The sequence below is a fragment of the Actinoplanes sp. TFC3 genome (assembly GCF_001553785.1).
Lineage (GTDB): Bacteria > Actinomycetota > Actinomycetes > Mycobacteriales > Micromonosporaceae > Actinoplanes.
The window spans coordinates 303,935-328,937 of sequence record NZ_LOJP01000001.1 but is presented as its reverse complement, the minus strand read 5'-3'; the positions used below and the strand labels follow the sequence as shown (position 1 = coordinate 328,937).

At 68.4% G+C, this 25,003-nt stretch carries 18 protein-coding genes and 2 pseudogenes; 10 read left to right on the top strand and 10 right to left on the bottom strand.

Features of this window, described 5'->3' with window-relative positions; translation table 11 throughout:
• The first annotated feature begins 6 nt into the window (after positions 1–6).
• From TFC3_RS01500 to TFC3_RS01475, 6 genes are all read left to right on the top strand, one after another.
• Positions 7–2,988: a DEAD/DEAH box helicase gene (locus tag TFC3_RS01500; RefSeq protein WP_067494543.1), complete on the top strand. Its 2,982-nt coding sequence runs from the start codon at positions 7–9 to the stop codon at positions 2,986–2,988.
• Between the two features lies 1 nt (position 2,989).
• Positions 2,990–3,811: an SWIM zinc finger family protein gene (locus TFC3_RS01495; protein WP_067494540.1), complete on the top strand. Its 822-nt coding sequence runs from the start codon at positions 2,990–2,992 to the stop codon at positions 3,809–3,811.
• Between the two features lie 323 nt (positions 3,812–4,134).
• A complete protein-coding gene (locus TFC3_RS01490) occupies positions 4,135–5,736 on the top strand; it encodes a beta-1,3-glucanase family protein (RefSeq protein ID WP_067494537.1) in 1,602 nt (533 codons plus the stop codon).
• A 56-nt stretch (positions 5,737–5,792) separates the two neighbouring features.
• Complete coding sequence (locus tag TFC3_RS01485; protein WP_173745289.1) at positions 5,793–6,749, top strand: aldo/keto reductase; 957 nt, start codon at positions 5,793–5,795, stop codon at positions 6,747–6,749.
• 228 nt (positions 6,750–6,977) lie between these two features.
• Positions 6,978–8,414, top strand: coding sequence for a hypothetical protein (locus tag TFC3_RS01480; protein WP_236717931.1), 1,437 nt, complete (start codon positions 6,978–6,980; stop codon positions 8,412–8,414).
• Complete coding sequence (locus tag TFC3_RS01475; protein WP_067494532.1) at positions 8,404–9,636, top strand: glycosyltransferase family 2 protein; 1,233 nt, start codon at positions 8,404–8,406, stop codon at positions 9,634–9,636. Before TFC3_RS01480 ends, TFC3_RS01475 begins: the two co-directional genes overlap by 11 nt.
• 119 nt (positions 9,637–9,755) lie before the next feature.
• On the opposite strand, the gene TFC3_RS01470 is transcribed toward TFC3_RS01475, so the two are convergent.
• The 4 genes from TFC3_RS01470 to TFC3_RS01455 all read right to left on the bottom strand — a co-directional run bounded on the left by TFC3_RS01470 (position 9,756) and on the right by TFC3_RS01455 (position 14,060).
• Positions 9,756–11,204 carry a hypothetical protein gene (locus TFC3_RS01470; protein WP_067494529.1) on the bottom strand — a complete coding sequence of 483 codons (1,449 nt, stop codon included), beginning with the start codon at positions 11,202–11,204 and terminating at the stop codon, positions 9,756–9,758.
• A gap of 123 nt (positions 11,205–11,327) precedes the next feature.
• On the bottom strand, positions 11,328–12,179 hold the full coding sequence (locus TFC3_RS01465) for a menaquinone biosynthetic enzyme MqnA/MqnD family protein (RefSeq protein WP_067494526.1): 852 nt from the start codon (positions 12,177–12,179) through the stop codon (positions 11,328–11,330).
• Positions 12,176–13,390 (bottom strand): MFS transporter, encoded by a 1,215-nt coding sequence (locus TFC3_RS01460; RefSeq protein WP_067494523.1) that lies wholly within the window; start codon positions 13,388–13,390, stop codon positions 12,176–12,178. The genes TFC3_RS01465 and TFC3_RS01460 overlap by 4 nt, the downstream gene beginning before the upstream one ends.
• A gap of 40 nt (positions 13,391–13,430) precedes the next feature.
• Positions 13,431–14,060 carry a helix-turn-helix transcriptional regulator gene (locus TFC3_RS01455; RefSeq protein ID WP_067494520.1) on the bottom strand — a complete coding sequence of 210 codons (630 nt, stop codon included), beginning with the start codon at positions 14,058–14,060 and terminating at the stop codon, positions 13,431–13,433.
• 251 nt (positions 14,061–14,311) lie between these two features.
• Between TFC3_RS01455 and TFC3_RS01450 the strand changes: the two genes are divergently transcribed.
• Entirely contained in the window at positions 14,312–16,324 is a 2,013-nt protein-coding gene (locus TFC3_RS01450) for an AAA family ATPase (RefSeq protein WP_067494517.1), read from the top strand.
• On the opposite strand, the gene TFC3_RS01445 is transcribed toward TFC3_RS01450, so the two are convergent.
• On the bottom strand, positions 16,321–16,743 hold the full coding sequence (locus TFC3_RS01445; protein WP_067494514.1) for a GNAT family N-acetyltransferase: 423 nt from the start codon (positions 16,741–16,743) through the stop codon (positions 16,321–16,323). The two genes, TFC3_RS01450 and TFC3_RS01445, sit on opposite strands and share 4 nt — an antisense overlap.
• Positions 16,744–16,854: 111 nt before the next feature.
• Here TFC3_RS01445 and TFC3_RS01440 point away from each other — a divergent pair, with 111 nt between their 5' ends.
• Positions 16,855–17,610 carry a VOC family protein gene (locus tag TFC3_RS01440; protein WP_067494511.1) on the top strand — a complete coding sequence of 252 codons (756 nt, stop codon included), beginning with the start codon at positions 16,855–16,857 and terminating at the stop codon, positions 17,608–17,610.
• Here the strand turns inward: TFC3_RS01440 and TFC3_RS01435 are convergent.
• From TFC3_RS01435 to mqnE, 5 genes and pseudogenes are all read right to left on the bottom strand, one after another.
• Complete coding sequence (locus TFC3_RS01435) at positions 17,607–18,161, bottom strand: TetR/AcrR family transcriptional regulator (protein ID WP_067505714.1); 555 nt, start codon at positions 18,159–18,161, stop codon at positions 17,607–17,609. The genes TFC3_RS01440 and TFC3_RS01435 overlap by 4 nt on opposite strands.
• A 59-nt stretch (positions 18,162–18,220) precedes the next feature.
• A pseudogene (locus TFC3_RS01430) lies at positions 18,221–19,498 on the bottom strand (M14 family metallopeptidase); the annotation flags it as partial.
• A 100-nt stretch (positions 19,499–19,598) separates the two neighbouring features.
• Complete coding sequence (locus TFC3_RS01425; protein ID WP_067494505.1) at positions 19,599–19,901, bottom strand: DUF4229 domain-containing protein; 303 nt, start codon at positions 19,899–19,901, stop codon at positions 19,599–19,601.
• Positions 19,902–19,913: 12 nt separating this feature from the next.
• The gene (locus tag TFC3_RS01420; RefSeq protein WP_067494502.1) at positions 19,914–20,342 is read right to left on the bottom strand and encodes a hypothetical protein; all 429 of its coding nucleotides are present in this window, start codon (positions 20,340–20,342) and stop codon (positions 19,914–19,916) included.
• A 32-nt stretch (positions 20,343–20,374) separates the two neighbouring features.
• Positions 20,375–21,544, bottom strand: a complete 1,170-nt coding sequence (gene mqnE, locus TFC3_RS01415) for an aminofutalosine synthase MqnE (RefSeq protein ID WP_067494499.1) — start codon at positions 21,542–21,544, stop codon at positions 20,375–20,377.
• Between the two features lie 236 nt (positions 21,545–21,780).
• On the opposite strand from mqnE, the gene TFC3_RS01410 reads away from it, so the two are divergent.
• Positions 21,781–23,550, top strand: a complete 1,770-nt coding sequence (locus TFC3_RS01410) for a C40 family peptidase (protein WP_236717930.1) — start codon at positions 21,781–21,783, stop codon at positions 23,548–23,550.
• Between the two features lie 1,063 nt (positions 23,551–24,613).
• Positions 24,614–25,003, top strand: a pseudogene (locus TFC3_RS37705) (hypothetical protein); the annotation flags it as partial.

Below are 25,003 nucleotides of genomic sequence, written 5' to 3'. Positions count from 1 at the left end.
GTCGCGGTGCTGGTGGTGCACGGCGGGTGGGGCACTGGCCGGCTGGTGCTCTGGGCGGAGGATCCGGAGCTTCCGCCAACTTCGGCTTCCCGGGCGCGGCGCCGCGCGCACCCGTTCGCGGCGCCGGCGAGTGCGCTGGCCGGGGTGCTCAGCGACGTCGAGGGCGACGAGCTCGTGCTGTCGCTGCAGTTGCCCAGCACCGGGAAGGGTCCGCTGGCTTCGAGCAGTGAACCGCCCACCCGCGGGCTCCGGCTCGGCGCTTGGGACGTACCCGTGCTGGCCGTTGACGGTGCCGACGCCCTGGCGACCCTCGCGTCCCTGGCCGGCCCCGGCCCCGGCGGCCCGTGGCTGGCCGCACCCTCCCTGCGCTACCTCTCGCTGCTCGCCGGGGGGGCCTGCGACCTGGCCAAACGCGGGCGCATGCTGCCCCAGCTCGTCACCGAGGCCGGCACACCCACCGCCCGCTGGCGCCCGGTGCTCACCGGTGCCGACGCCGTGATGTTCCGTGACTTCGCCACCGGCATGCCCCCGGTCGCCCGGGTCAGCGGCGCCGCGGCCGGCGCCACCCTGCGCGACGCGCTCGGCGCGATGACCGACTCGGCCGCCCGTCAGGCCATGCCCGAACGCCTGCTGCTGGGTATGCGACCCGGCACCCGGGCCGAGCTCACCGACCGGTGGGTGTCCGCGCTGACCGCCACCGATCCGACCCTGCCCGGGGCCGACCCGGCGGAGGTGGCCAAGCTGAGCATCGCGCTCGAGGCCTGGCTGCGGGCTGCGCACGACGCGAACGGGCCGATCCGGGTGAGCTTCCGGCTGGTCGAGCCCGAGCCCGGCGAGGACGAATGGCTTCTCGGCTTCGCGTTGCAGTCCGCCGACGACCTCGGCCTGTACCTGCCAGCCGAAGGCGTCTGGGACGGCGACCGGCTGCCGGGGCTGACCGGGCGCGCCGACGAGACCTTGCTGGCCGGGCTGGGCCGGGCCGTGCGTCTCTTCCCCGCTCTGCACGGCGCGCTGCTGGAGGCGCAGCCGTCGGGCATGGTGCTGAGCACGGCCGAGGCGCACGAGTTCCTCAGCCAGGCCGCGCCGCTGCTGCAGGCGGCCGGGTTCGGCGTCCAGTTGCCGGCCTGGGCCGGGCGCAAGGCGGTCGGGCTCAAGCTCACCACCCGGAGCAAGGGCATGGCGCCCTCGGGTAAGGCCGCCGCCGGCTCCGGGTTCGGGTTGGAGGAGCTGGTCGCGTTCCGGTTGGACCTGGTGATCGGGGACAGTGCGATCAGCGCCGGCGAACTGGCCGAGCTGGCCCGGTTGAAGGTGCCGCTGGTCCGGGTGCGCGGGCAGTGGGTTGAGCTGGATGACCGGCAGCTCAAGGCGGCCCTGCGGGCGGTGGGACAGCGCCGTGATGGCGAGATCACCGTTGGTGAGGTGCTGCAGCAGGTAGCCGATGGCGGCGAGGAGGATCTGCCGCTGGTCGAGGTGGATGCCGACGGGCGGCTCGGTGACCTGCTGTCCGGGGAGGCCGACCAGCGACTCGAACCGATGGCTACTCCCGACGGGTTTCAGGGGGTGCTGCGGCCGTACCAGGAAAGGGGTCTGTCGTGGTTGCATTTCCTGGCGCGGCTGGGGCTCGGTGGCATTCTGGCGGACGACATGGGGTTGGGAAAGACCGCGCAGACGCTTTCGCTGTTGCTGACCGAACGGGCGGGCGGTGCGCAACTGGCACCCACACTTCTCATCTGTCCCATGTCACTGGTGAGCAATTGGCAGAAGGAAGCAGCGCGTTTTGCACCGGATCTGCGCGTGCACGTTCACCATGGCGGCGCTCGTAAACGCGATACCGAGTTCCAGACCATGACGGTTGAGTCCGATGTGGTCATCACGACCTACGGAACCGCCTTGCGCGACTTGGCCGTATTGCAGGAAATCCGCTGGGGCCGCGTGGTTTGTGATGAAGCGCAGGCAATCAAGAACAGCGGAACCAGGCAGGCTCAAGCGGTACGTTCCATCCCGGCCCGGACACGATTGGCTCTGACCGGTACGCCCGTGGAGAACCATCTCGCCGAACTGTGGTCCATCATGGAGTTCACCAATCCTGGGCTGCTCGGTTCGGCAAAACGTTTCCGTAAGCGTTTCCAAGAACCCATCGAGGTGCGCGGCGACACCGATGCGGCCACCGCCCTCAAGCGCGCTACCGGCCCGTTTGTCCTGCGCCGCCTCAAAACCGACAAGTCGATCATCTCCGACCTGCCGGAGAAGAACGAGATGAAGGTGTGGTGCCCACTGACCCCCGAACAGGCCACTTTGTACCAAGCGGTGGTCGAGGACATGCTCGCGGTGATCGAAGGCAGCGAAGGCATCCAGCGCCGCGGCAACGTGATCGCCGCAATGACGAAACTCAAGCAGGTCTGCAACCACCCGGCGCACCTGCTCAAGGACGGCTCGCGGCTGCCGGGCCGGTCGGGAAAGCTGGCCCGGCTTGAGGAGTTGGCCCAGGAAATCATCGAGGACGGCGACAAGGCGCTGATCTTCACGCAATATTCGGAATTCGGTTCGATGTTGCAGCCATATCTCGCCGCCCATCTCGAACGCCCCGTGCTGTGGCTCCATGGTGGACTCCCCAAGTCCAGACGCGACGAGATGGTTGAGCGTTTCCAGAACGAGCCCGAGCCGATGCTGTTCCTGCTCTCCCTGAAAGCGGCGGGCACCGGCCTCAACCTCACCGCCGCCAACCACGTCATCCATTACGACCGCTGGTGGAATCCCGCGGTCGAGGATCAGGCCACCGACCGCGCATTCCGCATCGGACAGTCGCGCAACGTGCAGGTGCGCAAGTTCATCTGCACCGGCACGCTGGAGGAGAAGATCGACGCGATGATCGAGCGTAAGAAGGCTCTGGCATCCACAGTGGTCGGGACCGGCGAGGAATGGGTCACCGACCTCACCACCGATGAGCTGCGTGACCTGTTCTCACTTCAAGCCGCGGCGGTGCGCTGACATGCCGGTGGATCCCGACGGACGCTGGTTCGACAACAACGGGCCGATCCGCGTGGACGGCGGCATCGCGGTGCGCGCGCAACGCGGGAAAATCGGCGAACAATGGTGGTCGCGGCGCTTCGTTGACCTGCTGGAAAATATCTGCCAACCCGGCCGCTTGGGGCGCGGGCGCAGCTACGCGCGCAAAGGGCAGGTCATCGACTTCGAGCTCACCCCCGGGCGCGTGTTCGGCCGGGTGCAAGGCTCCCGGCCGGCGCCCTACGAGATCACGATCACCATTCCGGCGTACGACGAAGCACAGTGGACGCAGATCCTGACCGTGCTCGGCGCCCAAGCTCTGTACCGCGCCGCCCTGCTGGCCGGGGACATGCCGCACGAGATTGTCGACGTGTTCGCCGGCCTCGGCTTGCCGCTCTTCCCGTCCAACCTGGACATGCGCTGCACCTGCCCGGACTGGGGTGTGCCGTGCAAGCATGCCTCGGCGGTGCTGTACGTGCTCGCCGAGGCGTTCGACAACGACCCGTTCCTGGTGCTCGCGTGGCGTGGCCGGGACCGCGACGGGGTTCTGTCGGCTTTGCGCGGGCTGCCCGAGCCGGTCGAGGAGGTGGACCCGCTCGCCATCGACAAGCAGGACCTGGAGTCCCGGCTCACCGATTACTACGCACCGGCCATCTCCCTGGGCCGGCTACGCGAACGCCCGGCGCGCACGACCGTACCCCCGGAATTGTTGCTCCGGGTCCTCGACGCCCCACCGATCAAGGTGCGGCACATCCCGCTGACCGACGTGCTGCGCCCGGCCTACCGGGACCTGGCCGCTGACTAGTTGATCTCCGACCCCGGTGGCCTGCGCCAACCGCGCGGCGAGGCAGCGGTGTACCTGGCGCCGAGTTGTCGCTGCATGCGATGAGTGCCGCTGCGGTCATTGCCGACAAAACGACGGCGGCCGGGAGGAGTACCGGGAAGGACCGGCCTGCGCGCCGAGGATGCCGGGGCTTGAGGCCGTCTGCAAGTTACATCAAATGTTGTCTATTGACACAGGCTGTTCATGCTTCGATGCTGTGAGAGCGCTCTCTAGGCCCCTCCCCTCGGCGGTCCCCGTCGCGGGGCCTTGTCGGCGCGCAGTCCCTCTATCCCCGAGGAGTCTCTGTGCGTACCAGAAGAAGGCTTCTACAGACGCTCGCCGCGTTGGCGATGAGCGTTCCCGCCGCGGTCGCCGCCGTCGCGTCCCCCGCGCAAGCGGTCGGCCCGGCCGTGCTTCCCGTAACCATCACCAACAACACCGGCCGCGGCGAAGCGGTCTACGTGTACGTCATCGGTGTCAACCTCAACACCGGCCGGCTCGGCTACGTCAACAACGCCGGCACCTTCTCCAACTGGCCGGCCGGCTCGAACCCGCCCTCGGCGGCTCCCGACGTGTCGCAGGGGGGACCCGGCAACGGCGGCTCCACCACGGTCCGGTTCCCGCTCGGCTTCTCCGGCCGCGTCTACTTCTCTCTCGGCGAGAAGATCAAGTTCTTCCTCACCCCCGATGGTCTCGTTCAGCCGGCTCCGTGGGCGACCGGCGACCCGAACTACAACATCCTGTTCGACTGGAGCGAGTTCACCTACAACAACGACGGCCTGTGGCTGAACAGCTCGCAGGTCGACATGTTCTCGGTACCGCACGCGGTCGCCGTCACCGGGGCCAACGGCGTTACCTCGCGCACCGGTGACCTGGTCAGCGACGGGCGCAACAAGGTCCTGAACGGCATCAAGGCGCAGCCGGGCTGGGGCAACACGGTCGTGTCGCGCTCGGACGGCACCGTGCTGCGAGCCCTGTCGCCGGGCAAGGCGGCCGGGGCCGGGTTGCTGGCCTCCAACTACTACGACTCGTACATCAACTCGGCGTGGAACGCGTACACCAGCAAGACGCTGACCGTGACGCCGTTCCTGGACCAGCCGAACGTCAAGTACTTCGGTCGTACGTCGGGCAACGTCATGAACTTCACCAACACCTCCGGGCAGACGGTGACCTCGTTCAACAAGCCGTCCTCGGCCTCGGTGTGGGGCTGTGACGGCGACCTGCCCGCCCCCAACGACCAGGTGCGCGGCCCGATCTCCCGGACGCTGTGCGCCGCGCTCAACCGTGGCACGCTGGGCACCATCGACACCCAGCCGTCGACAAACGCGGCGCAGTTCTACCAGAACAACCCGGCCAACCAGTACGCCAAGATCATTCACCAGAACATGGTCGACGGTAAGGCCTACGCGTTCGCGTTCGACGATGTGGCGAACTTCGAGTCGCTGGTGCACGACGGCGACCCGCGTTCAGCCGCGCTGATCCTGACCCCGTTCGGCGCCGGTGGCACCACTCCGCCGCCTTCCAGCAGCGGCGTGCCGATCATCAATGACTGGAACGGAAAGTGCATCGACGTGCCGAACGGCAGCTTCGTCGACAGCGCGCCGCTGCAGATGTGGTCGTGCAACGGCTCGGCCGCCCAGAAGTGGACGTTCAACGGCAACACCGTGACGGCCGGCGGCAAGTGCATGGACGTGTCGGCCGGCGCTACCGCCAACGGCTCGGCCATCCAGCTCTACACCTGCAACGGCACCGGGGCTCAGCAGTTCGTCCTGTCCGGCGCCGGCGACCTGGTCAACGTGGCCGCGAACCGGTGCATCGACATCAAGGACTGGAACGCCAACGACGGTGGCCGGCTGCAGTTGTGGGACTGCGCGGGCACCACGAACCAGAAGTTTCACAAGGGCTGACGGGTAACCGGCCGGTGCCGGGGCAGACCGCCCCGGCACCGGCATAGGGTCGGTTCATGAGTGACATGAGCTACCGCCGTCTCGGCGCTTCTGGCCTGGTCGTGAGCGCGGTCGGGATCGGCTGCAACAACTTCGGGCGCAAGCTCGACCTGGACGGCACCCGTGAGGTGGTCGACGCGGCCTTCGATGCCGGGATCACCCTGTTCGACACGGCGGACATCTACGGCACGCCGCACGGCAGCTCCGAGGAGCTGCTCGGCGAGGCGCTCAAGGGCCGCCGCGACGAGATCGTGCTGGCCACCAAGTTCGGCATGGACATGGAAGGCCTCAACGGCGCCGACCGCGGAGCCCGGGGCGCCCGCGGGTACATCATCCGCGCGGTGGAGGCCTCACTGCGCCGGCTCGGCACCGATTATCTCGACCTGTACCAGATCCACCAGCCCGACGAGGCCACCCCGATCGACGAGACCCTCGCGGCGCTCGACGACCTGGTCCGCTCGGGCAAGGTGCGCTACCTGGGCAACTCGAACTTCGCCGGCTGGCAGATCGCCGATGCCGACTGGACCGCGCGGGCCGACGGGCGCACCCCGTTCATCAGCGCCCAGAACCAGTACAGCCTGCTGCACCGCGAGGTCGAAGCCGAAGTGGTGCCGGCCTGCGAGCGCTTCGGGCTGGGGCTGCTGCCGTTCTTCCCGCTCGACAGCGGGCTGCTCAGCGGCAAATACCAGCGCGGCCAGCAGGCCCCAGCGGGCAGCCGGCTCTCGCAGGAGCGCTATCGGCGATGGCTCGAAGGCGCTGACTGGGATCTGATCGAGGCGCTCACGGCGTACGGGAAGGAACGGGGTCATTCGTTGCTGGAGGTGGCAATCGCCGGACTGGCCGCACGCCCCGCAGTGACCAGTGTGATCGCTGGGGCGACGAGCGCGGAGCAGGTCAAGGCGAATGCAACAGCAGGTGGCTGGCAGTTGACGGCCGACGATGTGGCCGCGCTGGACCGGATTCTCGACGCCTGACCTGCGCAAGGGGGCGGTCGGGGCGACCGTCCCCTGTGGATTGTTGTGAGTCAGGTCACGCCCAGTTGTGCAGTTGTCATCAATACTCGACTTTTCGGGGCGTCGCCGACTGGCGCGTGGGTGCCATAGTGATACACCGCTTTGCTGTCTAGAAACTGTGGATTCACTTTGACGCCCCTTGCCGGATCCTTAAGCTCCGACATCGACACGCGCAACGGTGTCCTGAATGTGGCTTTCGCGGGATTACGCCGACACCTTTTCCTGCTGCCCGTACTCGCCGTCGCGATCACCCTGCGTGTGCTCATGGTGCACGCCTACCCCTATGCGTTCTACTTCTCGGACAGTCGGCCGTACGTCGCGGGGGCGTACAGCAACATTCCGTACCAGATCCGCCCCTTCGGTTATTCGATCCTGCTCAAGCCGTTCGTCCCCGGCCCCCTCGAACCGGTGGCGATCGCGCAGCACGTCCTGGCCATCGCGCTGATCATCGCGGCCTACGCGTTTCTGATCCGGCGTGGCACCCGGCCCTGGCTGGCCGCGCTGGCCGTGGTGCCGATCGCGGTGGACGCCCGCGAGCTGACCATCGAGCATTTCGTGCTGGCCGAGACGACGTACGTGGCGATCACGGCTGCGGCGCTGTTCCTGCTGGCGTGGCGGGAAAAGGTCGGCTGGGTGGCCGCCCCGATCGCCGGGCTGCTGCTCGGCTTCGCGGCGATCACCCGTACCGTCGGGCTGCCGGTGATCGGGCTGGTGGCCGTGTATCTGATCGTCCGGCGCGCGGGCTGGCTACGGATCCTGGCGTTCGTGGCGCCGGCCGGGCTGGTGCTGGGCGGCTACATGGTCTGGTACCACATGACGTACCAGGTCTATGCGATGGGCCAATATCAGGGCCGCTTCCTGTACGCCCGCGTGATGACCATCGCCGACTGCCCCAAGCTGGACCTGACCGCCAAGCAGCGCACCCTCTGCGTGGAGAACCCGCCGCCGGAGTGGAAGCAACGTCCGGACGCCTACATCTGGAACCCGCAGAGCCCGGTGAACCGGCTGTACAAGGGCGTGGAGAACGACAAGTTCTTCAACGAGTTCGCCACCACGGTCATCAAGCAGCAACCCCTGGACTTCGTCGGCATGGTCGCCGAGGAGACGTCGTGGCACCTGCGCTGGCGGGCTCCCCTGAACCCGTCCAACCAATGCGCGATGGATCGCTGGCTCCCCCCGGCGATCCCCGGTGAGCGGTGCAACGCCGTGTATTACCTGGACACCTCGTCCCCGCTGGCCATCCCCTCGGCCACCATCAAGGTGCCAAACCATGAGGGCGCTCGGCTGCGCAAGTACGCCCAGTGGGTGACTACGCCGGGGCCGTTCTACGCGGTGGCCGTGCTGCTCGCCCTGTTCGCCGCGGTGTTCCGTCCCCGCCGGGTGCCGTGGCGTGATGCCGCGGACGCCCTGCTGTTCGTGGGGGCCGGATTCGGGCTGCTCGTCGCGTCCGTGGCCACGAGCATCTTCGACTACCGCTACGCCATCCCCGCTGTGCTTCTCATTCCCGTCGGGACGGCGCTGGCCGTCCAGCGGGTGGTCGCCGCGTCGCGCCGCCCGCCGTCTGCCCCCTCCGCTGGAACATCCGTCGAGACGACTACGAAAGCAGCCGCCGAACATGTCCACTGACCTCGAGGTCACAGTCCTGTTGCCCTGCCTCAACGAGGCGGAGACGCTGGAAGTATGCGTCCGCAAAGCCCTGCGCTCGCTCGCCGAACTCGGCGTGGACGGCGAGGTGCTGGTGAGCGACAACGGTTCCACAGACGGCTCCCAGGAGATCGCCACCGCCGCCGGCGCCCGCGTGGTGCATGCCCCGCAGCGCGGTTACGGCGCCGCCCTGATCAACGGCATCAACGAAGCCCGCGGCCGCTACGTGATCATGGCCGACGCCGACGATTCGTACGACCTGTCGAACCTGGGCCCGTTCATCGAGAAGCTGCGCGAGGGCCACGACGTGGTCATGGGCAACCGGTTCCGCGGCGGCATCGCTCCCGGTGCCATGCCGCCCCTGCACCGCTACCTGGGCAACCCGGTGCTGTCCTGGCTGGGCCGGGCACTGTTCAAGCTCAAGGGCATCGGCGATTTCCACTGCGGCATCCGGGGCTTCAACCGCGACCGGATCCGCGATCTCGACCTGCGCATGCCGGGCATGGAGTTCGCGTCCGAGCTCGTCGTACGGGCCTCGCTCAGCAATTACGACATGGTCGAGGTGCCCACCACGTTGCAGCCCGATGGCCGCAGCCGCCCGCCGCACCTGCGCACCTGGCGCGACGGCTGGCGGCATCTGCGCTTCCTGCTGGTCTTCGCGCCCCGCCGTACGCTGGTGTGGCCCGGTTTCCTGCTGCTGCTGCTCGGCCTGGCCAGCACGGTGACCCTGGCCACCGGCCCGCGCACCATCGCCGGGGTCGAGTTCAGCATCAACGCCCTGGTCTACTCCTGCATCGCCGTGCTGGTCGGCGCCCAGTTGACCTTGTTCGGCGGCTTCGCGGAGATCTACGGCCGCTTCGAGGGCCTGGTCCGCAACGACAAGCCGGACGCCTGGGCCCGCTGGCTGACCTTCGAGCGCTGCATCATGATCGGCCTGGCCCTGATGGCGCTCGGCCTGGCCGGCACGATCGTCGCGGTGGCCGGCTGGGGTCAGGCCGACTTCGGCCCGCTCGACCCGCGCGGCACGATCCGCTTGGTGCTGCCGTCGGCCACGGCCATCGCGCTCGGTGTCATCGGCGTGTTCTCCGGCCTGTTCTCCAGCCTGCTGACGCTGCGGGGCATCCGGTGGACGCCGTCGCAGCGCCCGGCGGTCATCCCGCGCCAGTCCCGCGGTGAGCGGGTCACCGTCGCGGAGAAGCACTGATCTCGGACGCGGCCCTGGTGGTGGCTGCGGCTTCGGCCGGAGCCACCACGGCCCGTACCCATGACGGCACCGCACTGCAGCGCATCGACAAGGGCGCCAGCAGCAGGACGCGCCGACTTCTATTCGGCCAGCGTGATGATGCGGCGGCGACGGGCTGTCCACAGGGCAATCGCGCCCGCGAGCAGCAGCGCTGAGCCGCCACCCACGATCCAGCCGCCCGGGGCGCCGGTGACGGGCAGGCCACCGCCGCCGCCCTCGCCACCGGTCTCCAGCTCCACGGCGAGTTCCGCGGTGTCGTTTGACGCCTGGGGATCCTGCTTGCCACCGTTCACCTTGACCGAACCGGGGTCGCTGGCGCCGACGATGGTCGCGGTGAACGAGAACAGCGCCCTCTCACCCTTGCGTACGTTCTGCACTGACACGCACACGTACTTACGGTCACCGTCGGCCTCGCAGTAGGGGTCGACCTTGGTTACCTTGACGCCCTTGGGGACTGTGACATCCACCAGCGTGACCCAGCCCTGAAGCGGACCGTTTGTCGCCGCCGGGCCGTCGTTGCGCAGGCCCACTTTGACGGTACGGGTGGCGCCGGACGGGCCTGTGAACGTACCCCCGATGGCGACGTTGTCTGCGGGGTTGTCCGGCACTTTGACGACGAAGGTGCGGGCGTTGTCCCAGTCGTTGAGCTCCTTCGGCGCCACGCCCTGGGCCTGCATGACCGGCTCCAGGCTGAGCTGGCCCGCCTGGTCCGCGGCCGGAGCGTCCAGATCAAGGTCGTCGAGTGAGCCCGCGTACGCCCCGGCGAAGTAATCGGCTGGCCCGGGCGCATCCGCCGCCACCTTGATCTTCAGCGGCGTCCGGTCCGCGAGCGTGAAGGTCTGACCCGCCGCGATGGTGTCGTTGAACATGCACACGATGCCGAAAAGATCGTCCACCTTGGAGCAGTTCGAGTACTTGGCCGGGAACTCCAGGAACGGCGAACCGGCCAGCACCACACCGACGCCCTTCGCGACCTCGGTGCCCGAGTTGTGGATGACAACAGGCACGGTGGCACTCTTGCCGGGCGCCACCTCGAGGTCGTCGATCTTCTTCATCTCAAGGTCGACGCCGGACTTCGCGGAGATCACCGTGACGTGCGTGCGATCCAACTGCACCCCGGCCGCGTCCTGCACGCTGACCTCGAAGGTCTCCCCCAGCTTGGGCAACGCGGCGGTCGGGCTGACCGTGAACGACAGCTTCGCCTCCTCGCTGACCTCGAGCGGGCACCCGGTGTCCGTGCAGCTCTTCGGCAGGGTGAGCCCGACGCTGGCGGGCACCGGGTGGGTGGCGCTGCCGAACTTGACGCTCAGGCCCTCGGCCGGCTTGGCCCCGAAGGAGAACACCGAAAACTCGATCGTCTTCGACTTGCCTCCCACCGCGACCACGCGATCGGGCAGGACAAGCATCGCCTCGGGCTGCGCCGGCAGGTCCCCCGGGCCGGCATGCGCGGGCAGGGCCGCCCCGGTGGTAGCCAGGGCAGTGAGGACGACCGGCAACGCGACCCGTCCCAGCAGAGTGTGCAGACGCATGGCGGCAACGTAGGGGACGGGACCGTATCGGCGCTACCCCGCTTTGCTCAGACTTCTGCTTCTGATCGTCTTTCTCTTGCGCTTCCGCCTTCCGCGGCCTGCGCTTTCGCCTCGCAGCTTGCTTCACACCTGGGCGAATTGGGGACCGTTTTCGCCCAGCGCGGGCACTTCGCCACGCGCCGCCGCACGCCGGGCGAATTCCCGCAGGCCGGCGATCTGCCGCTCACCCAGGGAAAAGTCCAGGGCGCGGAAGTACGTGGCCAGCGTCGCCGCGTCGAACGGCTCCCACCGGGCCGCGGACTCGGCAACCGAGTCGAGTTCGTTGAGGCAGAGGTCACGGCTGCGCTGGAACGCCTCGTGCACGTCCTTGACCACGCCGGGGCTGGTGGAAGCGAAGTCCTTGCGCACCGCCCAGACGGCGAAGACCATCGGGAGCCCGGTCCACTGCTTCCACGCCTCGCCGAGGTCGGTGACCGTGAGGCCGGCTTTGGGTGCCTCGTACATGGCGCGCAGGGCCGGGTCGCCGATCAGCACGCCGGCGTCCGCCTCCAGCAGCATCTGGTTGAGCTCCGGTGGGCAGCGGAAATACTCCGGCTCGGCACCGTACTGCTCGGTGAGCAGCATCTGGGCCAGCAGCACACCGGTGCGCGAGGTGGAGCCGAGGGCCACCGGACGCCCATCCAGCTCGGCCAGCGGCCGGGTGGACACGATGTTGACCGACAGCACCGGGCCGTCGCTGCCCACCGCGAGGTTGGGCAGCAGCACCAACTCGTCGGCGTGCCTCAGGTATTCGACAAGCGTGATCGGGCCGATGTCCAAGTCACCAGCGACGAGCGCGGCGCTCAACTGGTCGGGGGTGTCCTTGTGCAGATCAACGTCGAGCAGCGCGCCGGAGCGCATCAAGCCCCAGTAGATCGGAAGACAGTTGAGGAACTGGATGTGCCCGACCCGGGGGCGCTGGACTGCGTCGCTCATGCTCCGACGCTATCTCCGACCTTGGCGCTGGCCGGGCCGGAGGGAGCAAACTCACGTACCGGCGCGAAACAGATCGCCACGGCAACCAGCCCGGCGAGACCCGCTGCCGCAACCAACGGCCGCGGCGCAAAGAGCTCGAGCAACGGGCCGCCGACCAGGAAGCCGACCATGCCACCGGCCTGCACTGCCGCACTCATCGCGGCGAAGGCCCGCCCCCGCACCGCATCCGGCACGCGTTCGGCGATCACAACCGCGCTGTACACGTTGAGCCCGCCGTTGCAGAACCCGCCGACGATCCAGAACGGCACGATGAGCCAGGCGTTCGGCACGGTAGCGGCGCCCAGCACGACCACACAGCACCCGGCGGCGCACAGCAGCACCATGCGGACCAGTTTCGCGGGGTCGTTCCAGCGCCGCCCCAACCGTCCGAAGATCGGCGCCCCGAGCAGCACCCCCGCCGTCCACGCCGCGCTGACCAGCCCAAAGATCGTGGTCGAGGCGTGCAGCGTCTCCCGGATGAAGAACACCTCGATCACGTTGATCGCCCCGACCCCCGCCACCGTCACAGCCAGCGCCACGATCATCACCGCAACCAGCCTGTCGCTGCGCAAGGTCCAGCTTCCGGTGGCTCGTTGTGCCGATCCCCTTCTGGTACGCAGAAGCACACCGGCCGCGACCAGCGCCGCATAGCTCACCGCATCGATCAGCAGCGGAACCCGCGCCCCGAACTGCCCGGCCAGCACGCCGGCCAGCGCGGGAGCGACAAGCATGCCGACGCTCGACGCGGTCTGGGTGATGCCGCCGGCCCGGCTCATGTCCTCGCGCCGGACCATCGCCGGGACCAGGGCCGCCAGCGTGGGCTGGGTGACGGCCAGGCCGCTGGCCAGCACGGCGACCAGCGCGATGATCAGCCACGGCTCGCTGACAAAGGCTAGGACCGAGCAGATCACGGACTGCGCCGAGCCGACGGTGACCAGGATGGCCCGGCTGTCGGCCCGATCCGCGAGCCGGCCGCCGATCGGGGCGAGCAGCGCGATGGGCGCGATCGCGGCCAGCATCAGCGCGGATACGAGGAAGCCTCCGGCCCCGGCCTGCTGCAACGCCAGCGCCAGCGCGGTAGCGGCCAGGAAGTCGCCACAAACCGACAAGCCACGCGCCGCGGCGGCGATATACACATCACGCCAGCACGAAGCATCAGATGCGAAGGACATACTTCGAAAATAATCCTTCACATATGGTGGAAGCAAGGTTTCAACTCGGCAGCTCTGCTCTCCCCGGCTCGTCGCTTCCCTGCTCGCCGCGTTCGGCTTCGTCACGGGGCACGGCGGCGTATTGCAGAGTGACTGGGCGGGCCCCTTCGGGAGCTTTGCCGATGCGGTTGCGCCGCCGGTACGGTTCCACCAGCGCGGTGACCTTGGCGTTGAGCTCGACCAGTTCCTCGGCGGTGAGCAGGAGAATCGGCACCATCAACGTCGCCGCTTCCTGCCACTCCTTCGGCTCGCCATGCCGGCGTGCCCACCACTGCTGCACCTGCGCGGTGTTGCGCGCGGTCCACACCTCGACCAGCGCCTGCTCAGCGGCCCGGGTCTCCGGCTCAGCCGTGTCGCCATCGACGCTCAAGCCGGCCGACGTGCTGCGCCACACCCGCTCGCGGCCGTCCCCACGGCTCGGCGCCTGCTCGACCAGGCCCACCTTGGCCAGCTCCCGCAGGTGGTAGCTGGTTGCACTCGGCGACAACCCGACCAGCTCGGCACACTGCGTAGCGGTAGCAACGCCACCCGTACTGTCCAGGTGCTCAAGAATGGCAATCCGAGCCGGATGCGCCAGCGCCCGCATGACCCGAGGCTCGGTGATCTTCGTCGAGGTGCGCTGCTCAGCCATCCCTTGATGATCCCGCGCCACCCCAGCCGGCCCGCGCCCGGCTCAAGCCACTGCCGGCGCGCAGACGCAGATCCGCCAGGCGCCAGGCTGGTAAATGGGTCGCTGAGGGGCGGGGGCGGGCGTACGCTGGTGCGCTCGCCCGCGCTCTGTGCTGCGGGTTCAGCCGGGCACTGCCGACACCGCCTCTTGACGGAGCGCCGGGCGGCCCAGGTCAGCCGAACCATCGATACCGACGCCGAAAGGTTTCTCGGATGACGCTGCCTGCCCACACCGACCTTGATGATGAATTAGCGGCCGAGCGCCGGCATCTTGCAGATTCGCGTGCTGCTCTGGGGCGGATGCGGGATCGAGCCGAGAGCCTGTTTTCCGCTTCCGCCGATGTAGCCGGGGATCCGTTCGCGGCCGAGACGCTCGGGCGAACGTTGTCGCGCCGGGTTGCCGAACTGGCTGATGATCCGGGCACCGCGCTGTTCTTCGGCAAGCTTGCTGTTTCCGAGGCGGCGTACCACATCGGGCGCCGGCATGTGACCGATGATGCCGGGGAACCGATGGTGCTCGACTGGCGGGCACCGCTGTCCCAGTCCTTTTACCAAGCCAGCGTCCGCGATCCCCGGGGTGTGCTGATCCGGCGCCGGTTCGGGTTCGTCAAGGGCGAGCTGACCAGCTTCGAAGACGAGCACCTGGATCGCGGCGAGGAGTTGGGCACCAGCAGCCGCATTCTGACCGCGGAAATCGAGCGGCCGCGGGTGGGGCCGATGCGCGACATTGTTGCCACCATTCAGCCCGAACAGGACGAACTGGTCCGCGCCGAGCTCGAAGATTCGATCTGCGTGCAGGGCGCGCCGGGAACGGGAAAGACGGCTGTGGGACTCCACCGGGCCGCATTCCTGCTGTACGCCCACCGAGAGCGCTTACGCCGTACCGGTGTCCTGATCGTTGGCCCTAACACCGCGTTCCTGTCCTACATCTCTGCTGTGCTGCCCGCGTTGGGCGAGGTCGAGGTGCAGCAGTCCACGGTGGAAGCCCTCATTTCGCGCGTACCGGTTAAGGGTGAGGACAGCCCGGAAGCGGAATTTCTCAAGCATGACCCGCGGATGGCCGAAATTTTGCGGCGGGCGTTGTGGAACCGGCTGGGCAAGCCGACCGAGCCCATCATGGTGTCGGATGGTTCGTATAGGTGGCGCATTGACACGGAGCCGTTGCGGCGCATTGTTGACGAGGCGCGACGGGAAGGGCTTCCCTATTCAGTAGGCCGGGAACGGGTGCGCGCCCGGGTTGTCGGGTTGTTGCAGCGGCAATCGGAGTATCGGACGGGGAACTCGCCGAGCGAAACGTGGCTGAAGAAGATGGCAAAGGTGGCGCCGGTCAAGGAGTTCCTTGCTGCCGCCTGGCCGGCGATGACCCCGGAGGCGCTGGTGGTGGCGCTGCTGACCGATCCGGAATTGCTGGCTGCGGGTGACATTCTGACTGCCGAGGAACAGGCGGCATTGCTGTGGGCCAAGGCTCCGAAAACGCCTAAGTCTGCCAAGTTCAGCGCCGCGGATCTGTTGTTGCTGGACGAGGCGGCCGGGTTGCTCGAACGGGAGAGCAGCTTCGGGCACGTGGTCGTGGATGAGGCGCAAGATTTGTCGCCGATGCAGGCGCGGGCCATTGCGCGGCGCAGCGAGCACGGGTCAATCACTCTGCTCGGGGATCTTGCGCAGGGCACCGCGCCGTGGGCGGCCGCGCGGTGGCAGGACACGCTGGGTCATCTCGGCAAGGCGGGGGCGGCCGTGGTGCCGCTGACCGTCGGGTTCCGGGTGCCGGCGTCCGTGGTGGCGCTGGCCAACAAGTTGCTGCCGGCGCTGGCTGTGGACGTACCGGAAGCGATTTCTCTTCGTCGTGACGGCGACCTGGCCATCGTGCCGGTCCACGACGCGGCCGAGGTTGCTGCCGCGACCCTGGTCGAGGTGACGGCGGCGCTGGAGCATGAGGGTTCGGTTGCGGTGATTGCCGCGGACGCTGCAGTGGATCGGCTGCGCACCCATCTCACGCGCACCGGCCTGCCGGTCGCGACGCCCGACGAGGTCGATTCCGAGGCGCGAGTCACTGTCGTGCCGGCCACGATCGTCAAGGGATTGGAGTACGACCACGTCATCGTCGTCGAACCCGCCCAGATCGTGGCAGCCGAACCCCGCGGTCTGCACCGGCTCTACGTCGTCCTGACGCGCGCGGTTTCCCGGCTGTCCGTGGTGCACGCCGAGCCGCTGCCGCAGCCTCTTTAGAGCGTTTTCACCCAGCGCGACCATTCCGGCTGGCGGCGATAGCCGCTGGCCGCCCAGATCGCGTGGGCACCCTCGTTGTCGTCCAGGACCATGGCGTCGGCGCGGGTGCCCCCGAGCGCCCGGAAGCGCTGCTCAGCCGCCGCGATCAGCGTGCGTCCGATGCCCGACCGGCGCCGGGCCGGGTCCACCGCCAGCCGGTAGAGATGACACCGCCAGCCGTCCCAGCCCGCGACGACCGTGCCGGCGATGCCAGCGCCGTCGACGGCCAGGATCAGCGCGTCCGGATCGCGCAGGTGCAGGGCGGCGAGGGCGGCGTGGCTGTCCGGGGGACGGTTGGCATTTTCGGCTGCGGCGGACCAGAAGCGCAGGACCGCGCCGAGATCCTGCGCGTCAGCCGTGCGCACGGTCAGATTCTCCACAGCATCGAATCCTATGGTCCTAACAGTTGGACTTCCGACTGACAGGCGCCGCTTGGTGCATCGTGGTGCGACGATTGACCGTCGTTGGCGATCGTCTTGAAGGGGCGGGGTATGACCCATCCGATGCCCGGGGTGCCGAACTGGGTAGATCTGGGCACCGCCGACCTGGACGACGCCATCCGGTTCTACAGCCGGCTGTTCGGCTGGGAAGCCGAGATCTCCGGCGAGGAGTACGGCGGCTACACCACGTTCCGCATCGACGGGCGGGCCACCGCGGGCGCGGGTCCGCTGTTCGGCGAGGGCCAGCCGACGGCGTGGAGCACCTACATCGCCACCGACGACGCCGACGCGGTGACGGGCCGGGTCGAGGCGGCCGGGGGCAAGGTGCTGGTGCCGCCGTTCGACGTGATGTACCAGGGGAGGATGGCCGCGTTCCTCGACCAGGCGGGTGCGCCGTTCAGCGTGTGGCAGGCCGGCACGATGAAAGGCGCCGACGTGTTCGACGTGCCCGGCGCGCTGACCTGGAACGAGCTGGCCACCCGCGACGTGGAGGGGTCGGCCGCGTTCTACGGCGAGGTATTCGGCTGGCTGGCCCGCGAGAGCGACGTGGAGGGGCGGCCGTACATCGTGTGGGAGCACCAGGGCGAGGCCATCGCCGGCATGCAGCCCATGGACGACGGCTGGCCGCACGACCTCCCGCCACACTGGATGATCTACTTCGCGGTCCTCGACTGCACGGACTCGACGGCCTACGCCCAGTCGCTCGGCGGCCGGGTGCTGCAGCCACCAACGCTGCTGCCGGTCGGGCCCTCGGCGATTCTGCAGGACCCGCAGGGCGGCACCTTCGCCATCCTGCAGACCGCTTAGAGGCTGGCCGTCACCATCGCGATGACGCCCTCGTACGACTCGTCGATGTCCTCGGCCAGCCCGAAGCCGCCGTTGGCCTCCAGCGAGGCGAAGCCGTGCACCGCTGCCCGCAGCCGCCGCATGGCGTGGATCGCTTGCGACTCGGTGAGGCCGTAGCCGCGCAGGACGGCGTAGAAGACCTGCAGGAACTCGCTGCCCGCGTCGGCCATGGCGGCCGAGCCCTGGTTGATCGGGTCGAGCGGCGCCAGCGCGTACCAGCCGGGGTGTTGCACGACGAACGCGCGGAAGTGCCGCATGAGCGCGGCGACCGCTTCGTCGCGGCTGAGCCCGAGCACCGCTGCCGTGCTGCCGCGCACCATGTCCTGCATAATTTTGACAGCCATGAGATTACGCAGGTCAGGAAGCCCGCCGACGTGCTTGTAGAGCGACGGCGCAGCGACTCCGGCCCGTTCCGCGAGCGCCGCGAGGCTGAGCGCGTCGAGGCCCTTCTCGTCGACCAGGGCCAGCGCCAGGTCGACAACGGCGTCGCGGTTGAGTCCCGCCTTAGGCATCGAGGCCACCTGTCATAGCCAGAAAGCTACGACAGGTAGCCAGCGATCGCAAACGGTCAGCAGTATGTGGCCTGCTTGCCGATCACCTTGTAGGGACAGTCGGCCGCCTCGGCCAGCAGAAGCGCGGCTTCCTTATTGCGCGCGGTCTCGCGCGTGATCACGCTGCCGGGCGGGTAGAAGCCGCCGGCCGACGAGCTGGTGGGGTACATCTCGAAGGTGTAGGCGAAGATCTTGTGCGTACCCCAGAGGTAGTCGAGCAGGTCGCCGTCGGTGATGTAGAGGGCGCTGGACTGCTCCGGCGTGTAGTTGTTGGTGGCGGCCATCTGCCGCCCCAGCGTCGCGAAGGTGCGGTTCTGGTCGGCGGTCATACCGGTCGTGGTGGTTGCGGTGGTGTGACCGAAGGGCCAGAGGACCAGTTCGGAGTACGTGTGGAAGTCCATCGCCGCCTTGATCTGCTGGACACCGCCGACGACCCGGCTCAGCACGAAGTCGCGGACGACCTTGGTCTCGGGGGCCGAGAACGCCGACGGGCCCCGGTAGGTCTCCGACGAGGTGCTGCCCGACGAGCCGCCGCAGCAACCCCACTTGTAGCCGTAGTTGCGGTTCAGGTCGGTGCCGACGTACGAGGAACCGCTGTTGGGCTGCCGGTTCTTACGCCATGAGCGGTAGCTGCCGGTGGCGATGTCGTACTCGGCGCCGTCCGGGTTGACCGACGGGATGATCCAGATCTCGCGGCTGTCGACGATGCTCTTGACCCGGCTGTCGCTGGCGTAGCTGCTGGTGTAGAGCTTGAGCAGGTAGAGGGCCATCTCCACGGTCAGATGCTCGCGCGCATGATGGTTGGCGTCGTAGAGCACCTCGGGCTCGTTCTCGTCGGTGCCGACGTTGTCCGAGATCTTGATGGCGACGATGTCCCGGCCCTCATAGGTCTTGCCGAGCACCCGCTTGCTGGCAATCGCCGGGTACGCGGCCACAGCGGCGTTGACCTCGCTGATCGTCTCCGCATAGTTGTGATAAGCGGCGTCGCGTGACGGGAAGTCCAGCGTGGACACGGGGTCGACCTTCTTGACGGTGAACCCCAGCGCCTTGAGCGAGCGGACTTCCTGCGCAGTGGCGGTCACCTCCACCACAGCGTGCTCAACCGCGTCGATGGAGACGCCGGTGCTGGCGATCAGGTTGCGCTGCGCGAGCGTGCGCACATCGTAGATTTCGTACGCGGCGGAGCTGTCGGCGCTCGCGGTGGGCTGCGCGGACGCGGGTGGAGCGGCGATAGCTGCGGCGATCAGGGCAAAGCCGGCCGCGGCGGCAGCGGCCAGACCGGTGACGCGTCGTCTCATGAACGACCTCCGGGGGTGAGTTCGTGTCTGCTCACCCCACCACCGACATCGATGTCTGGCAATATGCCAATGTGCCCCGTATACCGGTGCGATGGGGGCGCTAGCGAGCCTCTTTGCCGGCGGGGGGTTCGGCGGCGCGGTCGCCGGCGGCTGCTGCGGCTTCGTCGCCGGCCAGGGCCGCGCGCAGGCGTTCCTTTTCGGCCGCTCGGCGTTCGGCGGCGCCGCCGAGTTGCTCGGCCATCTCGTTGCGCCACTTGGCCAGCAGGAAGTAGGAGAACCCGGCCGAGGCGATCAGCGCGAGCATCGCCTTGACCAGGAAGTTCAGCGGGACCGGCAGCAGCAGCACGAAGACCACGATGAACAAGCCGAGGCGGCCGAGCGTGTACTTGACGGCGGGACTCATAGCAAACTCCTGTCAGCCGGCCCGATGGCTGAGCCATCGCAGACCGTAGAACCAGACCACGCTGTAGACCACTGTCAGCCCGAGCGCACCCATGCCGCCGCTGACCAGGTCGGGGAAGAGCGGCGACACCAGCCCGGCCAGGGTCATCCCGATCGCCACCCCGAAGCCCGCGGCCAGCGCGGCGACGATGATCCGGTAAGCACCGTAGTCGGCGGCCCGGAACTCCTCGGTGAACAGCCACACCGGCAGCACGATGGCAATCCAGCCGCTGGCGTCGCCGAACTCGGAGGCGCGCACGAGCGACATGGCGCCCTCGAAGATCAACAGGATGACCAAGCCGGACACCAGCCCGGCCAGCGCAACCCCGAGCAGGTCCTGGATGGTCGCCAAGCGTCCGTCCGCGTCGCGGCGCGGACGGCGCACACTCTCAGTTTCGGCCATGACAAGACACAGGGTACGCCGGGGCCCCGCGCCTAGGCCCAGACCCGTTGCGGCTCGCTGCGGCGCTCGGCCAGCGAGGTGGGCCTGTCGTATTCGCGCACGACCTCGTAGCGGGTGTTGCGCTCCACCGGCTGGAAGCCCGCGTCCCAGATCAGGTCGAGCAGGTCGGTGCGGTGCATGGTGTGCGGCGTGCCGTACGAGTCGGCGTCGTGGGTGATCTTGTATTCGACCACCGAGCCGTCGAGGTCGTCGGCGCCGAAGTTGAGCGAGAGCTGGGCCACCGACAGGCCGTGCATGACCCAGAAGCACTTGACGTGCGGCACGTTGTCGAACATCAGCCGGGACACCGCGAACGTCTTGAGCGACTCGGCCGGCGCGGCCATCGTGGTCCGGGCCTGGATGCGGTTGCGGATCTTGCCGTCCGCCGAGTCGACGAAGTCGTGCTGGTAACGCAGGGGAATGAAGACTGCGAACCCGCCAGTCTCATCCTGCAGCTCCCGGAGCCGCATGACGTGGTCGACGCGGTGCCGGGGCTCCTCGATGTGGCCGTACAGCATGGTCGCCGGGGTTTTCATGCCCTTCTCATGCGCCAGCCGGTGGATCCGCGACCAGTCCTCCCAGTGGGTGTTGTGATCCACGATGTGCTGGCGGATCTCCCAGTCGAAGATCTCCGCGCCGCCCCCGGTCAGCGACTCGAGCCCGGCATCCATCAGCTCGTCGAGGATCTCGCTGGCGGGCAGGCCGCTGATCTTTTCGAACCACTGCACCTCGGTCGCGGTGAAGCACTTGAGCTTGACGTTGGGCAGCGCGGCCTTGAGCTCGCGCAGCACCTTGGGGTAATAGCGCCAGGGCAGCGTCGGGTGCAGGCCGTTGACGATGTGCAACTCGGTGAGCTGCTCATCCTCCATCTCCTTGGCCTTGCGCACGGCCTCGTCGATGCGCATCGTGTACGCGTCTTTCTCGCCCGGCTTGCGCTGGAACGAGCAGTAGGCGCAACTGGCGGAGCAGACGTTCGTCAAGTTGAGGTGCCGGTTGACGTTGAACATCACCCGGTCGCCGTTCAGCTCGGTGCGCTTGTGGTGCGCCAGGCGCCCCAGCCAGGCCAGGTCATCGGATTCGTACAGGGCGATGCCGTCCTCGCGGCTCAGCCGCTCACCGGCGTACACCTTCGCCTCGAGTTCGCGCTTGCGTCCGACGTCCACCTGTTCCGCCCTTCACCGGTATTCGTGCAGAGCCTACGTCGGCCCTCTGACAGAACATCGCCGGCGCAGGGGAACGGGCGGCACAGGTCACGAATCAGGCTTACGATTCACAGGGTCCTTTCAACTTGAATCAATCGACACCGGTACTGCTTCTGGGGTATGACCTTTAGGGGACCGGCGTGCGACCGGGTCCGGGGCAGGAGCGCATGTCCATGAGGTGGCAGGGCAGACGTGGCGTGGCTCTACGGGCACGCCCGTGGTGGCGACCGCTGGCGCTGACCGCGGTGACCGCGGCGGCTATCGCGTCGCTGTTCAATCCCCTGCCCGCCATGGCCGCACCCGCCGCCCCTGGGATTCCCGGCGCGATCCCCGACACCGGCTCCGCGCCGTACGTGCCGGGCAACGGTGCCATCACGATGCCGGGTCAGCAGGCCGGCACCAGCACCACCCCGGCTGCCTCGACCCCGATCACCTCGCTTCCGGTGACCACGAGCCCGGTGGCGACCAACCCGGTCATGCAGAAGATCGAGGCCGGGCGCACCGCGATCAACAAGAAGGGCGAGGAACTCACCAAGGTCGACGAGGACCTCGCGCTTTCCTCGCAACAGCTGCAGACCGCGACCACCAAGGTGACGCAGACCCAGGCCGCGGTGACGGTGGCCCAGCAAGAGGTCGAGGCGGCGGCTGCTTTGGCCGTACGGGATGCAGCCGCTCTTCCGCCCGGCAGCTTCGGCACCGGATTGCAGGACCTGGACTCCCTCGCTCGCCTGCAACGGGGTGATTCGGCGAGCCAGGAAGCGGCGGCGCGCCAACTGACCATCGTGCAGGCGGCTTACGCTGCGGCGCTGGCCGAGCAGCAGACGCTCACCGCGCAGGTTAAGACGCTCACCGACGACCGGACGGCGAAGCAGGCCGACCTCACCAAGGCGAACACCGCCCAGCAGAAGCTGGAGCAGGCGAACTCCGACGTGGTGAACGCCGCGGACGCCGCCGAGGCGGCCCAGGACGCGGCGGTCGGCAAGGGCATCCTGGCCGGTGAGAACCAGGGCCGCGGCGCCGACCCGCGCGCCGTGGCGGCCCTGACGATCGCCCTGGCTCAACGCGGCGACCCGTACGTCTGGTCGGAGGAAGGCCCGGACCAGTTCGACTGCTCGGGGCTGATGTATTACTCCTACCGCTCGACCGCGGCCGGCAGCTTCCCGCTCGTCCGGGTGTCGCGCGACCAGTACTACCAGACCCGCAACAAGACCGTTGACCGTTACTCACTGCTCCCCGGTGACCTGCTGTTCTTCAGCTCATCAAGCAGCTGGACGGACATCCACCACGTGGCCATGTACGCCGGCAACGGCATGATGGTCGAGGCCCCGCGCACCGGCCTGGACGTCCGGCTCACCCCGGTGCGCTGGACCCGCCTGTTCGCGGCGACCCGGGTGTACGGCTCGGTCGAGGGCACGGTCGAGGGCCCGAAGCTTGGCTCGCCTGACCCGGAGAAGCCGAGCAACCACTCGCCGGCCACCAGCAAGCCAGCCCCGTCGCCGTCGAAGACCTCGAAGCCGGGACCGTCGCCGTCGGCGTCCACGAGCAAGCCGGGACCGTCGCCATCCGCGTCGACCAGCAACCCTGGCCCGTCGCCCTCGGTCTCCACGAGCAAGCCGGGACCGTCGCCGTCCGCGTCCACCAGCAAGCCGGGCCCGTCGCCGTCAACGTCAACCTCGACCAGTAAGCCCAACCCGACTCCGGACCCGAGCAAGAGCACGCCGGCTGCGGACCCGAAGCCGTCCGAGACCACCAAGTCGCCGGCGGCGTCTGTTCCTACCTCCGCTGCTACGTCCTCCGCGGCTACACCATCCTCGGCCAAGCCGGCTTCGTCGGCCCCTGCGGCTTCCAAGTCCGCTCCGTCCTCGAAGTCAGCTTCGTCCTCGAAGTCAGCTTCGTCCTCGAAGTCAGCTTCGTCCTCGAAGTTGGCTTCGGCTGCCGCGTCGGCCGAGGCGAAACAATCCGGTTGATCGCAGCGGACGGCCGGACCGCTGGTCAACGCTGACCTGACACCTGATCTTTATGCGGGGACCGGCTGACGCCGGGTGCGCTAATGAGCGCGAGTGTGGCACGGTAGTGACGAGCGCCCGGCATCCGGCTTGCCCGGCGTCCGATTGATGACGTCGGCACGCTCGGTGGCGACGTTCGGGAGGACCCATGGACGAGCAGCAGGCGAAACCGGGCAGCGACGGCACGATGCCGCCCGCTGCAGGGTCGCGGCCGCAGACCGATCAGGGGTACGAACTCCCGCCACCCCCCGCCCCGGGAGCGTTGTGGGCCTCTGCCGGGTCGGCTGCGCCGGTTTCGGGTTCCGCGCCGGTCCCCGGATCTGCGGCAGCGCCGGTTTCTGGGTCTGCGGCTGTGCCGGTGTCTTCGGTGCCCGGCTTGGGTGGGCCGGCTTCGGGGTCCGGGTCGTCATCGGGCGCTTCGTCGGCGCGGCCTGCCGCTGCGGCCGGGTCTGTCTTCCGGTCCGGGACTGTTCCGGGGTCTGGGCCAGCTGGGCCGGGTGCGGCTTCGGGCTCGGTTCCTGGGGCGCCTAGTTCCGCGCCGGTTTCGAGGGCTGTTTATGGCTCGCCGGCTGGCCGGGAGTCGTCGGATCGGACCGAGTTCTTCCCGGAGGCATCGCCGAACGGGTCGGCCGGCCGCTCGCCGACCAAGGACTCCGGCTCATCGAGTTCGGGTCGGGCAATTGGGCACGGCACTACCTATGGCTCTGCTGGTGCCGGTGACGCCGCCGTTTCCGAGCGGACCACCACCTATGGCGGTGGCTCGCATTCTGACCGGACCGCTATCAACGGCCCGGACTCGGACTCTGACCGGACCGGTATTTACGGCGGCGGCTCGGGCTCCGACCGCGCCACTACCAACAGTGGCGGCTCCGGCTCGGGCTCTGGCCGAGCCACTACCTACGGTGGCGGCTCCGGCTCGGGCGTTGAAGCTGGTGGCGTCTCCGGTTCGAGTGAAAACTCCAATGCCGGCGGCCGGACCAGCGCCGGGAATTCCCGCTCCGGGCGGCCGACCAGCCTGGCCAGCATGAGCAAACCCGGCAGCAAGACCGCTAAGCCAACACCGGTCGGCGGCGCGGTCTACGGCTCCCGCCCCATCACCGACAAGTCCGATAATTCCGGACAGTCACCGTTGGCGGAGTCGCAAGTGCCTGAGCCGTCGACTTCCGAATCGCACTGGCCGACCGGCTCGCAGCCCGACTCGACCGGCCCCACATCGGTCCTGCTCGAGCCCACGAAGCCGCAGTCGGCCGAGCCCGAGTCGACCAAGCTGGAGTCGGCCAACCCCGAGTCGACCACGCCGGAATCGACCAAGCCCGCGTCGATCGATCCGGGAACGACCGTGTTGGAGACGTCCGAGCCAGCACCGGCGAGCCCCGAGCCGGCCCAGCCCGAGCCCACCCGCCCGGATCCCGGT